At 71.1% G+C, this 12,256-nt stretch carries 10 protein-coding genes; 4 read left to right on the top strand and 6 right to left on the bottom strand.

The annotated features are described in order from the left end of the window. The first annotated feature begins 52 nt into the window (after nucleotides 1-52). From ACLHRZ_RS23805 to ACLHRZ_RS23790, 4 genes are all read left to right on the top strand, one after another. Complete coding sequence (locus ACLHRZ_RS23805; RefSeq protein ID WP_490420518.1) at nucleotides 53-742, top strand: response regulator transcription factor; 690 nt, start codon at nucleotides 53-55, stop codon at nucleotides 740-742. Then, complete coding sequence (locus ACLHRZ_RS23800; RefSeq protein ID WP_490420517.1) at nucleotides 739-2,172, top strand: sensor histidine kinase; 1,434 nt, start codon at nucleotides 739-741, stop codon at nucleotides 2,170-2,172. Before ACLHRZ_RS23805 ends, ACLHRZ_RS23800 begins: the two co-directional genes overlap by 4 nt. Nucleotides 2,173-2,232: 60 nt before the next feature. Continuing rightward, nucleotides 2,233-3,723, top strand: coding sequence for a glycoside hydrolase family 18 protein (locus ACLHRZ_RS23795; RefSeq protein WP_490420516.1), 1,491 nt, complete (start codon nucleotides 2,233-2,235; stop codon nucleotides 3,721-3,723). A 425-nt stretch (nucleotides 3,724-4,148) separates the two neighbouring features. Then, on the top strand, nucleotides 4,149-4,469 hold the full coding sequence (locus tag ACLHRZ_RS23790; RefSeq protein WP_490420515.1) for a hypothetical protein: 321 nt from the start codon (nucleotides 4,149-4,151) through the stop codon (nucleotides 4,467-4,469). Nucleotides 4,470-4,526: 57 nt separating this feature from the next. Here the strand turns inward: ACLHRZ_RS23790 and ACLHRZ_RS23785 are convergent, their stop codons facing one another. The 6 genes from ACLHRZ_RS23785 to ACLHRZ_RS23760 all read right to left on the bottom strand — a co-directional run bounded on the left by ACLHRZ_RS23785 (nucleotide 4,527) and on the right by ACLHRZ_RS23760 (nucleotide 12,254). Next, nucleotides 4,527-6,065, bottom strand: coding sequence for an MFS transporter (locus ACLHRZ_RS23785; RefSeq protein WP_490420514.1), 1,539 nt, complete (start codon nucleotides 6,063-6,065; stop codon nucleotides 4,527-4,529). Continuing rightward, nucleotides 6,062-7,843 (bottom strand): IucA/IucC family protein, encoded by a 1,782-nt coding sequence (locus ACLHRZ_RS23780; RefSeq protein ID WP_490420513.1) that lies wholly within the window; start codon nucleotides 7,841-7,843, stop codon nucleotides 6,062-6,064. The genes ACLHRZ_RS23785 and ACLHRZ_RS23780 overlap by 4 nt, the downstream gene beginning before the upstream one ends. Then, entirely contained in the window at nucleotides 7,840-8,406 is a 567-nt protein-coding gene (locus tag ACLHRZ_RS23775) for a GNAT family N-acetyltransferase (RefSeq protein WP_490420612.1), read from the bottom strand. The genes ACLHRZ_RS23780 and ACLHRZ_RS23775 overlap by 4 nt, the downstream gene beginning before the upstream one ends. A 14-nt stretch (nucleotides 8,407-8,420) precedes the next feature. Beyond that, nucleotides 8,421-9,719, bottom strand: a complete 1,299-nt coding sequence (locus ACLHRZ_RS23770; RefSeq protein ID WP_490420512.1) for a lysine N(6)-hydroxylase/L-ornithine N(5)-oxygenase family protein — start codon at nucleotides 9,717-9,719, stop codon at nucleotides 8,421-8,423. A gap of 51 nt (nucleotides 9,720-9,770) precedes the next feature. Further along, nucleotides 9,771-11,288 (bottom strand): pyridoxal phosphate-dependent decarboxylase family protein, encoded by a 1,518-nt coding sequence (locus tag ACLHRZ_RS23765; protein WP_490420511.1) that lies wholly within the window; start codon nucleotides 11,286-11,288, stop codon nucleotides 9,771-9,773. A gap of 120 nt (nucleotides 11,289-11,408) precedes the next feature. Beyond that, nucleotides 11,409-12,254, bottom strand: a complete 846-nt coding sequence (locus ACLHRZ_RS23760) for a siderophore-interacting protein (RefSeq protein ID WP_490420510.1) — start codon at nucleotides 12,252-12,254, stop codon at nucleotides 11,409-11,411. Nucleotides 12,255-12,256 lie beyond the last annotated feature (2 nt).

Raw genomic sequence — 12,256 nt, 5'->3', positions numbered from 1 at the left:
CCCGACTTATGGCGCTAGTACCGATTGACCCGGTCAGCGTACGGTGCGAACCATGGCAAGCCTGCTCGTGGTCGAGGACGATCCGTCCGTGCGTTCCGCCCTCATCCGGCACCTCACCGAGGCCTCGCACGCCGTGCGCAGCGTCGGCACGGCGCTGGAGGCGCTGCGCGAGGTGGCCCACCACCGCTTCGACGTCGTCGTCCTCGATCTCGGGCTGCCCGACCTCGACGGGGCGGAGGCGCTGAAGATGCTGCGCGGGATCACCGACGTGCCCGTCATCGTCGCGACCGCCCGGGACGATGAGGCCGGCATCGTACGGGTCCTCAACGACGGTGCCGACGACTACGTGACCAAGCCCTACTCCGTGGAGCACCTCTCGGCCCGGATGGCCGCCGTGATGCGCCGGAGCCGGGCGGCGGCCGGCAGCGGGCAGGCCGCGCCCCACCTCCGCGTCGGCGGTCTCACCGTCGACCCCCTGCGCCGCCTCGTGGAGCTCGACGGCAGCCCGGTGGAGCTGACCCGGCGCGAGTTCGACCTCCTGGCCTTCCTCGCCGGGCGTCCCGGTGTCGTGGTGGGGCGCAAGGAACTGCTCACCGAGGTGTGGCAGCAGCCCTACGGCGACGACCAGACGGTCGACGTCCATCTGTCCTGGCTGAGGCGGAAGCTCGGGGAGACCGCGGCCGCGCCCCGCTATCTGCACACGCTCCGGGGGGTCGGCGTCAAGCTGGAGCCACCTCGGTGAGATGGGCGCTGGTCCGGGTCTGCCTCGCGGTCACGGCCATGGTGGTGATCGCCTTCGCGGTGCCGCTCGGCCTGGTCGTGCAGGAGATGGCCCGGGACCGGGCGTTCACCAACGCCGAACGGCAGGCGGCGGCCATCGGCCCCGCCCTGACCGTGACCACCGAGCGGAGCGCGCTGGAGAAGGCCCTCGCCGCGACCGGGTTCGGCGCCCGGGGGCGGATCGGGGTGCACGTTCCCGGCGCCGGGGCGCAGGGGGACGACGTCCGGGTCGGGACCCTGCGGTCGGCGCCCCGGGACCAGGAGGCCGCCCGCCGCAACGGGCGGACGACGCGGGTCGGCGTGCCGGGCGGATGGGCGCTGCTCCAGCCGGTGCTGCTCGGATCCGGGGCGGTCGCGGTCGTCGAGGCGTTCGTACCGGCGGCGGAGGCCACCCGTGGCGTCGCCACCGCGTGGCTGGCGCTCGCAGGCGTCGGCGTCGCCCTCGTCGTCGGATCCGTCGCCGTCGCCGACCGGCTCGGCACCCGGCTGGTCGGCCCGGCCCGGCGACTCGCGGCAGCGGCGCACGAGCTGGGAGACGGGCGGCTCGGCACCCGGGTGCCGGAGGAAGGGCCGGTCGAACTGCGCTCCGCCGCCACCGCGTTCAACGCGATGGCCGGGCAGGTCGTCCGGCTCCTGGAGAACGAACGGGAACTCGCGGCGGACCTGTCGCACCGGCTGAGGACCCCGCTGACCGTGCTGCGGCTCAACGCGGCGTCGCTGGGCGGCGGTCCCGCCGCCGACCAGACGCGGTCGGCGGTGGAGCAGCTGGAACGCGCCGTCGACGCCATCATCCGGACCGCCCGCGAGACCCGGCCGGCGGCCGGGCCGGCCGCGGCCGGTGCGGGCTGCGACGCATCGGAGGTCATCCGGGAACGGATGGCGTTCTGGTCGGCGCTCGCCGAGGACGAGGGACGTGCGGCCCGGACCGCAGGCGTGGACCGCCCGGTGCACGTCCCCGTGGCCCGGCCGGAACTGACCGCTGCCCTGGACGCGCTGCTCGGCAACGTCTTCCGGCACACGCCGGAGGGCACGGCCTTCGCGGTCGACGTGCACCGTGCCGACGAAGCGGTGATCGTGCTGGTGTCGGACGCGGGTCACGGCATCGCCGACCCGCAGGCCGCACTGGCCCGGGGCAACAGCGGTGCCGAGGACGGCTCCACGGGGCTCGGCCTCGACATCGCGCGGCGGGTGGCCGAGTCGACCGGAGGCGACGTGCGCATCGGACCTTCCGTGCTCGGCGGTGCGGAGATCCGGGTCCGGCTCTGCCTGCACGGCGCCGGCGGCGGGCGGGAACCCGGCCGCGGGCACGGACGACGCATGCGCAGCAGGCGGGCCGTCCGGCACGACGGACGGCGGGCACGGAGAAGGCACCTTTGGCGATCGCCGAATTGACATCGGACTTCCTAGCCTTGCGGGCGGCTGGACGTCACGAGGCGATCGAGGAGCACCCCCATGTCGAAGTCGAAGAAGCCCGCGCTGCACCGGGAGAGGCGTTCCCGGAAGGCAAAGGTGATCGGCGGTTCACTGACCGCCCTGGCCGTCGGCGGCATGGCGCTGCTCGTGCCGGCGACAGCGAACGCATCGGCGCCGGGCGTCGCGTTCTCCAAGTCCTCGATGTGGGACACCGGTTACACAGGCGTCTACGAGATAGCCAACGGGACCGGCTCCGTGCAGTCCGGCTGGAAGCTGGAGTTCGACCTGCCGGCCGGGCTGAGCATCCAGTCGCTGTGGAACGGCAAGTACACCGTCGACGGCCGTCATGTGGTGGTGACCCCGGAGAGCTGGACCGAGAAGATCCAGCCCGGCGGGAAGGTGACCATCGGCTTCAGCGCGGCGCACGGCAGCGGTTCGGGGGCCGATCCCACGGGCTGCCTGATCAACGGCGACAAGTGCTCGGCGAGCACGCCGCCGACCACACCCCCGACCACGCCGCCCCCCACTTCCACCCCGACCCCGGATCCGACTCATCCGACCACGCCGCCCACCACGCCTCCGACCACCCCGCCGACCACGCCGCCACCCGGCAACGGCGGTCAGGCGTCCTTCACCCCGTACGTCGACACATCCCTCTACCCGCCCTTCGACCTCGCCGCCACGGGCAAGGAGGCCGGGGTCAAGGAGTTCAACCTGGCGTTCGTGGTCGCCGCCGACAACTCCTGCACTCCGAAGTGGGGCGGTGTCACCGGCCTCGACAAGGATGCGGTGGCCGCCCAGATCGGCGCGTTCCGCAAGAACGGCGGCGATGTGCGCGCCTCCTTCGGCGGTGCCAACGGCATGGAGCTGGGGCAGGCGTGCACCAGCGCCGGTGCGCTCGCCGACGCCTATCAGAAGGTGATCGACGCCTACGGGCTCACCAAGGTCGACTTCGACATCGAGGGCGGCGCCCTGGCCGACCGCACCTCCAACACCCGCCGTGCGCAGGCCATCACCGAGCTGCAGAAGAGGGCGGCGGCCAAGGGTGAGAAGCTCGACGTCAGCTTCACCCTGCCGGTCATGCCGGAGGGCCTGACGAACGACGGCACGGAGCTGCTGAAGAACGCCAGGGCCAACGGCGTGAGCGACCCGACCGTCAACATCATGGCCATGGACTACGGCCCCGCCTACAGCGGCAACATGGGCGACTACGCCATCAGCGCCGCCAAGGCGACCCAGTCCACGGTCAAGAGCGTGTTCGGCCTGAACGACGCCCAGGCGTGGAAGAAGCTCGCCGTCACCCCCATGATCGGCCAGAACGACGTCCAGGGCGAGATCTTCCGTCCCGCCGATGCGAAGAAGCTCGTCGACTTTGCCCAGCAGAACAAGCTGGCCTGGCTGTCCATGTGGTCCGGCACGCGGGACAAGCAGTGCCCGCAGGGCGAGACCCAGTGGGCCGACGCCACGTGCAGCTCGATCCTGCAGAAGCCGCTGGAGTTCAGCAAGGAGTTCGCCAAGTACACCGGCTGATGTCGCACGAAGGGCGCCCGGCCGAGGCCGGGCGCCCTTCGCATGCGTTTTCCGGGGCGCCGGTAAATTCCGGACCCGCCTTTCGTAGGGTCAAGAAACTGCCCGAAGTCGGGTCGGTCGGCGTGCCCCTGGCTGTCACGCTCAAGGCACAGGCCTCGGCATCCGTCGATTCCACGCCGCCCACGCGGCGCACCGGTGCATGAGGTCTGGTGAACGGCAAAAGTCTACCAACGACAAGGCTTGCCAATGATGACGAGAATCCCCCGATCCAGGAAGGCCGTCCTCGGCCTTCTCGCTGTTGCGGCCGCTGCTCCGCTCGCGGTCGGAACGACTCGGAAAATGCGCAGCGCCCCGCCAGCATGTTTGCCTACCAGAGGACGGGAGGGACCTACCAGGCCGATGGCGGCAATTGGCCTTTGTATCGCATGATCATCACCCAGGGTCCGCACAAGGGGGAGTGCGTCGGCCGGGACCTCGGCCGGGACCCGGACGGCAGGCTGGCGAGGGCAATCCCGTGCGAGAAGAACACCTCGTTCGTCATGCCGAACTATGACGACGGTAAAAAGGGTCACGTGATTCCGATCATGACGACCACCACACCATTCATCGGTGACGGCCGCTTTTCGGGCAACCGGGCGAAGGCGGTGTTCGACACCGAGGAAGGCAAGGGGAACATCGCACTCAACGAGTGGAACGGTCACCCGAACCAGGTCTTCAACTATCGCCCGATCGGCTACAAGGTCTGAGCTCGACCCTCACGCGTGAACAACCGGCCCCTTGGCGGGGCCGGTTGTTCACGGACGTCAGGCCGCTTCGTGGTGCCGTGGGTCTTCGCTGCCGCCCCCTTCCCCCCGGTCCGCCCGCCACAGCAGCAGTCCCGCCACGCAGCCGCCCACCAGTACGGCGGCCGCGCCCGCCAGTTGGGCATCGCGGACTCCCGTCGCGAAGGCGTCGAGGACGGCTGCGCGGTCCGCCTCCGTGGGGGCCGCGGCCTGGGCCGCGGGGAGGGAGGCGGCGCCGGCGGAGGCCGCCGGGAGGAGGGCCGTGAAGCGGGAGTTCATGACGGCGCCCAGGACGGCGACGCCCAGGCTGTTGCCGACCTCGTTCATGGTGCCGTCGACGCCGGCTCCGGCGCCGGCCTTGTCCTCGGGGATGGCGCTCATGACCGCCTCGACGATGGCGGGGTTGGCGAGGGCGCAGCCCGCTCCCATGAGGAGGAGGCCGAGCAGCAGCGGCGGGTAGGCGTCCGTCGTCAGGCAGGCGACGACGGCGAAGCCCGCCGCGGCCAGGGCCATGCCCGCGGCGATGGACAGCGGGCGGCCCAGGCGCGCGCCCACCCGCGCGGCGACGCCCGTGAAGTTGAGGGCCACGATGGTGGCGGCGAACGGCACCATCCGCAGCCCGGCCTCCAGCGGGGTGTGGCCGCGGACGAACTGCAGCTGCTGGGTGAGCAGATAGAGCACGCCGCTGGCGCCGAAGGTGATGAGGACGACGCCCGAGACCGCTCCGACGAACTGCCGGTTGCGGAAGAAGTGCAGGTCCAGCATGGGGTTTTGGACGCGCCGCTCCCACCATGCGAAGGCCGCCAGGAGGACGGCGGCCGTCGCCGCCGGCACGAGGACCTCGGCCGAGCCCCAGCCCGTCTCGGGCACCTGGATGATCGCGTAGACGAGCGCGGTCATGCCCGCGGCGGAGAGGAGGGCGCCGAACAGGTCGGGCGGGCCGCTGCCCGGGTTCTTCGACTCCGGGACGAGGAACTTGACGGCGATCAGGCCGGCCAGCACGACCGGGATGTTGAGGAGGAAGATCGAGCCCCACCAGAAGTGGGCGAGCATCACGCCGCCGATCGGCGGCCCGGCGGCGAAGCCGAGGGCGCTCACCGCGCTCCAGATGCCGATGGCCCGGGGGCGTTCCTCGGCGTCGAAGACCTGCATGACGACGGCCAGCGTGGTCGTCAGCAGCAGGGCCCCGCCGATGCCCATGCCGCCGCGGGCGGCGATCAACTGGGCGGTGGAGTCCGCGAGTCCGGCCGCCAGCGAACCCGCGCCGAAGAGCGCGAGCCCGGCCATGAGCAGCCGTTTGCGGCCGTAGCGGTCCGCCGCGCTGCCCGAGGGCAGCAGCAGGCCGGCCTGCACGAGCGAGTAGGCGTTGATCACCCACTGGATGTCGGTGCCGGTCGCGCCCAGCTCCCGGGAGAGGGAGGGGATCGCCACGTTCAGGACGGTGTTGTCGAGCATCACGACGAGCTGCGCGAGGCAGATCACCGCGAGGACCAGCCACCGGGCCGGGAGCCGGGGTGCGGCTCCCGGCCCGGTGGCGGTGCAGGCCGTGGATGCGGTCACGGCGCGAAGGGGGCGAGCGGGTTGCGGAGGGTGCCGACGAACTGGAGCGCCGCCGACGGGTCCGCGAGGTCGACCATCTGCTGGTTGTTGCGCAGCTGGAGCCGGTTGAGGCAGGACAGCGTGAACTCCTCGGCGAAGAGGTCGAACCGCTCGAACTTCTCCGCGAGATGCGGCACGGAACTCCGGTAGTCCACCGCGCACTCCGCGACAGTCCGCCAGAAGGTCTCCTCGTCCAGCACCCCCGCCTCCGCGAGGTTCGCGCTCAGGAAGCGGAAGAAGCAGTCGAAGACGTCGGTGAAGATGGAGAGGAGGCGCTCCTCCTCGGGGATGGCCGCCTGTACGCGCCGGACCTGCTCGGGCAGCTCCGCCTCCGGGTCCATCACCACGATCTCCTCGGCGATGTCCTTGAAGATCACCCGCTCGACCGTGCCGCTGTCGTCGAGCACCATGATGACGTTCTCGCCGTGCGGCATGAAGGCCAGGTCGTAGGCGTAGAAGCTGTGCAGCAGCGGGACCAGGTAGGCGTCCAGGTAGCGGCGCAGCCACACCTCGGGGGCGAGGCCCGACCGCTCGATCAGCGCGGCCGCGTACGAGCGGCCCTCGGCGTCGGTGTGCAGCAGCGAGGCCATGGTGGCCGGGCGCCGGCCCGGCTCCAGGCCCAGGACGGGGCTCTCGCGCCACAGGGCGGCCAGCATCTTGCGGTACGGGGAGTACCGGTCGGTGGCGGCCTCGTACTGGCGGTGGCGGTAGCCGATCGCGGCCCGCTCGCGGATGATCGTCAGGCCGGTGCGGGCGAACACCTCGTCGGAGGCGATCAGTTCCGCCAGCCAGTCGTTGATGGCCGGGGTCGCCTCCATGTAGGCGGCGGACAGGCCGCGCATGAAGCCCATGTTGAGGACGGAGAGTGCCGTCTTCACGTAGTGCTTGTGCGGCGCGCTGGTGTTGAAGAAGGTGCGGATCGACTGCTGGGCGAGGTACTCGTCGTCACCCGGGCCGAGCAGGACGAGGCGCTGCGTGGCGACCTCGGAGGCGAAGGTCACCGACAGCTTGTTCCACCACTGCCAGGGGTGGACGGGCAGCAGCAGGTAGGCGTCCGGGTCGAGGCCGAGCCCGGTCAGCGTCCGCGTGAAGCGGGCGAGGGTCTCCTCGCCGAGCTCCTCGCGCATCAGCTGCTCGTAGCCGGTGTCGGCGGCCGAGGTGAAGGTGGTGTGGTCGCGGTGCGCGGCCAGCCAGATGAGCTGGACGGGGCTCGCGGCCTCCGGGGCGTACGCGTGGAACTCGTGCACGCCGAAGCCCAGCCGCCCGTTGTTGGCGACGAAGCAGGGGTGGCCCTCGGTCATGCTCGTCTCGACCGTCTGGAAGTCGGCCTTGGCCAGCTCCGCCGCCGTGATCTGCGGCTTGGCGGCCTTGTAGGCCGAGCCGGAGAGGGTCGAGCTGATCTCCTCCAGGTAGACCGGGAGGATCTGGTCGCTCAGGCCGAGCGTCCCGCGCATCTCGATGCAGAAGTCGATCGCGTCGAGGGGCAGTTCGGCGTCCCCGCGGTGGCGGGTGATGCTGTCGGCGTCGATCTGCCAGTGGCCGAGCGTCAGCAGACGGGCGGTGAAGCGGTACTCCACCGTGCCGTCGTCGCTGCGGACTGCGTACCGGTCTCCGTCCAGCTGCTCGGGGGTGAACAGCCGCTCGTGGGAGAACTCGGCGAGCGCCTTGCGGACCAGCAGCCGGTTGGCGCGGTCCCAGTGCGCGGGGGTGAGGTGGGCGATGGCGTCGTGCGGGTTCACTGCTCGGCTCCTCGGGTCACTGCGGCCTCGAACTGCTCCCGGGTGCAGAAGCTCAGCAGCGCGTCCTTCTCGGGCTTGGCGATGGTGGCGGCGGGCTCGAAGCCGACGGCCAGGTTGAGGCCGTGCACGGCCGTGTTGCGGACGTCGGGCTCGACGACCACGCGCCGGTGGGCGGGGTCGGTGAAGAGCCACGCCATGACCGTGGTGATCACGGCGCGGGTGAAGCCGTGCACGGGGGTGTCGGCCGGCGCGCACAGGAAGTGCATGCCGACGTCGCCCTCCTGCGCCTCGTACAGGCCGACGAGCTCGGCGCGGGCGGGGTCGTAGCGCTCGACGAGGAAGCAGGGGGTGCCGTCGACGAGGCCGAGGAAGGCGTCGTGGTGCGGGTTGTCGGCGATCTTGCGGTACTCGTGGGCGACCGTGGCCACGTCCGCGTCCTGCATCATCCAGTACGCGGCCTTGGGGTGCGTCACCCAGGGGTGCAGCAGGGCGGCGTCACCTTCCGGGTCGAGGGGGCGCAGGGTGAAGGTGCCGATGCGGTCGTCGGTGCGGGAGAACTCCATGAAGGGGGCGGTGATCACGCGAGGTCACCCTCCGGTGCGCCGAACTCCTGGAAGGCGATGGACTTCTCGATCGGGTAGACGTCGCGGCCGAGCAGCTCGCGGAGGATCCAGGAGTTGCGGTAGGGGCCCATGCCCAGGTCGGGGGAGGTGACGCTGTGGGCGTGGGTGGCGGCGTTCTGCAGGAAGATGCCGCGGCCGGTGGTGTCGATGCTGTAGTTGCGGGCGACGTCGAAGCGGCCGTGGCGGTCCCAGCGGATGCGGTCGTGGACCGGCTCCAGGAAGGCGGGGACGCGGTAGCGGTAGCCGGTGGCCAGGACCAGGCCCTGGGTGGCGAGGGTGAAGTCCCGCTCCTGCTCGGCGTGGTGGAGGCCGAGCGTGTAGGTGCCGCTCTCCGCGTCGTACGAGGCGGTGTTCAGGGCGGTGTTGGTGAGCAGCCGGGTGGGGACCGGGCCGCGCAGGTTCTTCTGGTAGAGCAGGTCGTAGATGTTGTTGATGAGCTCCGCGTCGATGCCCTTGAACAGGCCCTTCTGCTCGGCCTCCAGGCGGTAGCGGGTGTCCTCCGGGAGGGCGTGGAAGTAGTCCACGTACTCGGGGGAGGTCATCTCCAGCGTGAGCTTGGTGTATTCGAGCGGGAAGAACCGCGGGGAGCGGGTGACCCAGTCGATCCGGTAGCCGTGGGTGTCGGTGTCGGCCAGCAGGTCGTAGTAGATCTCGGCGGCGCTCTGGCCGCTGCCGACGACGGTGATGCTGTCCTTCGTCTGCAGGTTCGCCTTGGCGTCCAGGTAGCCGGAGTTGTGGATGAGGTCGCCGCCCAGGCCCTCGCAGGCCTCGGGGACGAACGGCGGGGTGCCGGTGCCGAGGACGAGATGCCGCGCCTGGTGGCGAACCGTTTCTCCGGTGCCGGCCACGGTCGAGTGGACGGTGTAGAGGCCCGCGGCCTCGTCGTACTCGACCGAGGTCACCTTGTGGCCGAAGCGGACGTTGTCCAGCTTGGCGGCGGCCCAGCGGCAGTAGTCGTTGTACTCGCTGCGGACCGGGTAGAAGACCTCGCGGATGTAGAAGGAGTACAGCCGCCCCGATTCCTTCAGGTAGTTGAGGAAGGAGTAGGGGGAGGTGGGGTCGGCCAGCGTGACGAGGTCGGCCATGAAGGGCGTCTGCAGCGTGGCGAAGTCCAGCAGCATCCCCGGGTGCCAGTCGAACTCCGCCTTGCTCTCCAGGAAGAGGCCGTCGAGTTCGTCGAGGGGTTCGGTCAGACAGGCGAGGCCCAGGTTGTAGGGGCCGAGTCCGATCGCGATGAAGTCATGGGTGGACATGCGTGGTCTCTCGGTGCGGGGGCGTGCGGGCGGCGGGGGCGAGGGGTGCGGTCAGCCGGCCTTGCGGCGCAGCTCGGGGTCGGACTTCTCGTTGACGAACCGTCCCGCGTGCTCGGCGAGCAGTTCCAGGACGTGCGCGATGTCGTCCAGCGAGGTCTCGGGGTTGAGCAGGGTGAACTTCAGGTAGTGGTGGCCGTCGACCTTGGTGCCGGCCACGACGGCGTCGCCGGAGGCGGCGAGCGCCTCGCGGGCGTAGAGGTTGGCGTCGTCGGCCAGTTCGCGCTCGGGGCCGGCCGGGGGCAGGTAGCGGAAGACGACGGTGCTCAGCTGCGACTTGGTGACGACCTCGAAGCGGGGGTCGTCGGCCAGCAGGTCGTAGGCCTGGGCGGCGCGGTCCACGACCTCGTCGAAGAGCGAGCCGATCGCGTCGGCGCCCATGATGCGCAGGCTCAGCCAGAGTTTGAGGGCGTCGAAGCGGCGCGTGGTCTGGATGCTCTTGTCGACCTGGTTGGGGATGCGCTGCTCGGCCATGCGGGCCGGGTTGAGGTAGTCCGCGTAGTAGGTCGCGTGCCGCAGCACGGAGCCGTCGCGGACCAGGACGGCGCTGGAACTGACCGGCTGGAAGAAGGACTTGTGGAAGTCCACGGTGACCGAGTCGGCGCGCTCGATGCCGTCGAGCAGGTGGCGCCGGGTGGGGGAGGCCAGCAGGCCGCAGCCGTACGCGGCGTCCACGTGCAGCCAGACGCCGGCCCAGGCGCACAGGTCGGCGATGCGGGGCAGCGGGTCGATGGAGCCGAAGTCGGTGGTGCCGGCCGTGGCGACGACGGCCATGACCACGAGGTCCTCGTTCCGGCAGCGTTCGAGCTCGCGGGCGAGCGCCGCGGGGCGCATGCGCCGGTCCTTGTCGGTCTCGACGGCGATGACGGCGTCCATGCCGAGGCCGAGCATCTTCGCGGACTTCTGGACGCTGAAGTGACCCGCCTCGGAGGCGAGGATGCGCAGTGTGGGGAGGAAGTCGTGTTTGGAGAGCGTGCCCCCGGCGTACGCGGCCGCGGCGGCGGCCCGGGCGAAGGCCTCCTCGCGGGCGAGCAGCAGGGCCTGGAAGTTGGACTGGCTGCCGCCGCTGGTGAACACGCCGTCGGCGTCCTCGCCGAGGCCGATGCGCCCGGCCGTCCAGTCGATCAGGCGGCGCTCGATGAGGGTGCCGCCCGCGCTCTGGTCCCAGGTGTCCAGCGAGGAGTTGACGGCCGTGAGGACGGCCTCGCCGAGCAGCGCGGGGATGACGACCGGGCAGTTGAGGTGCGCCAGGTAGCGGGGGTGGTGGAAGTAGACCGCGTCGCGCAGGTAGACGCTCTCCAGCTCGTCGAGGGCTGCGGCGGGGTCGCTCAGCGGCCGCTCCAGGTCGATCGCGGCTATCTCGGGGGCCAGTTCGTCCGGGGTGACCCCGGTGAACGGCCGCTCGGTGCGTGCGATCCGGGTGGCGACGCGTTCGACTCCGTCGGTCAGGGAGCGTCGGTAGTGGTCGACGTTGCGGTCGTTGAACAGGTGCGAACGCCCCTGGAAACTCATGGTCAGTCCTCAACGGTTCGTCGGGCTGGCGTGACTTAGGGAAGCCTAACCTAAGGTGATCCCGGGGTGGCAAACCGGTGCCCCGCCCCGTCAGGGGCGCGGCCCTGGCAGGGCGCAGGACTACGCCGCTGCGAGGGCCTCGGACCGGAGGTCCTCCTCGGAGGCCCCCAGCCGCCAATAGCCGGAGAAATTCACCCTCTTGCGGTCGAAACCGCGCTCGCCGACGAGATGACGCCGCAGCGACTTCACGGCACCGGACTCGCCCGCGATCCAGGCGTACGGCATGCCGCCAGGCAGAGCGGCAGCCCGGACCGCGTCCACGAGGAGGGCGGGACGCGGTCCGGGGGCATGGTCGCGGACGAGCCAGGTGATCTCGGCGTCGCCCGCACAGGGCAGGTCCAGGACGTCCTCGGCGTGCTGCACCTCGATCCAGACCTTGGCGCGCACGCCCTGCGGCAGCCAGTCGAGGATGCCGCCGACGGCGGGCAGCGCGGTCTCGTCGGCCGCGATGAGCACCCAGTCGGTGCCCAGCGGCGGCCGGAAGCCGACGCTCCTGTTGTCCTCGGTGGCCGGGCCGAGCAGGACGACCTGCTCGCCGCCGGCGGCCTCGCCGGCCCAGCGCGATGCCGGGCCCAGGTCGCCGTGGAGCGCGAAGTCGACGTCCACCTCGGCCCGTTCGCGGCGCTGCTCGCGCACGGTGTACGAGCGCATGACGGCGCGCACCGCCGGGTCCATGGCCCGCCATTCCGCGAGCCGGCCCTCGCCGTGGCTCTCGGGCAGCACCGGGGTGCTCTGCCCCGGCTGCGGCAGGAACAGCGAGAAGCTCTGGTCGCGGCCGCCTCCGGCGAATTCCTTCAGCTGTTCTCCGCCGAAGGTGATCCTGACCATGGAGGGGCCGAGGCGCCGGCTGCGGACGACATGGGCGTCGAAGAAGCGGAACTGTCCGGCGACGGTGGCGGTCGGCATGG

This window comes from Streptomyces sp. AM25, from assembly GCF_058146165.1.
Note: the sequence above shows the minus strand (reverse complement) of the source record. Positions and strands in the feature narration are given on the sequence as shown.

Excerpts from the sequence above, each read along its gene's own strand:
- ACLHRZ_RS23805 (WP_490420518.1), top strand. The coding sequence starts at position 53 with ATGGCAAGCCTGCTCGTGGTCGAGGACGATCCGTCCGTGCGTTCCGCC.
- ACLHRZ_RS23795 (WP_490420516.1), top strand. The coding sequence starts at position 2,233 with ATGTCGAAGTCGAAGAAGCCCGCGCTGCACCGGGAGAGGCGTTCCCGG.
- ACLHRZ_RS23790 (WP_490420515.1), top strand. The coding sequence starts at position 4,149 with ATGATCATCACCCAGGGTCCGCACAAGGGGGAGTGCGTCGGCCGGGAC.
- ACLHRZ_RS23775 (WP_490420612.1), bottom strand. The coding sequence starts at position 8,406 with ATGGAGTTCTCCCGCACCGACGACCGCATCGGCACCTTCACCCTGCGC.
- ACLHRZ_RS23770 (WP_490420512.1), bottom strand. The coding sequence starts at position 9,719 with ATGTCCACCCATGACTTCATCGCGATCGGACTCGGCCCCTACAACCTG.
- ACLHRZ_RS23765 (WP_490420511.1), bottom strand. The coding sequence starts at position 11,288 with ATGAGTTTCCAGGGGCGTTCGCACCTGTTCAACGACCGCAACGTCGAC.
- ACLHRZ_RS23760 (WP_490420510.1), bottom strand. The coding sequence starts at position 12,254 with ATGCCGACCGCCACCGTCGCCGGACAGTTCCGCTTCTTCGACGCCCAT.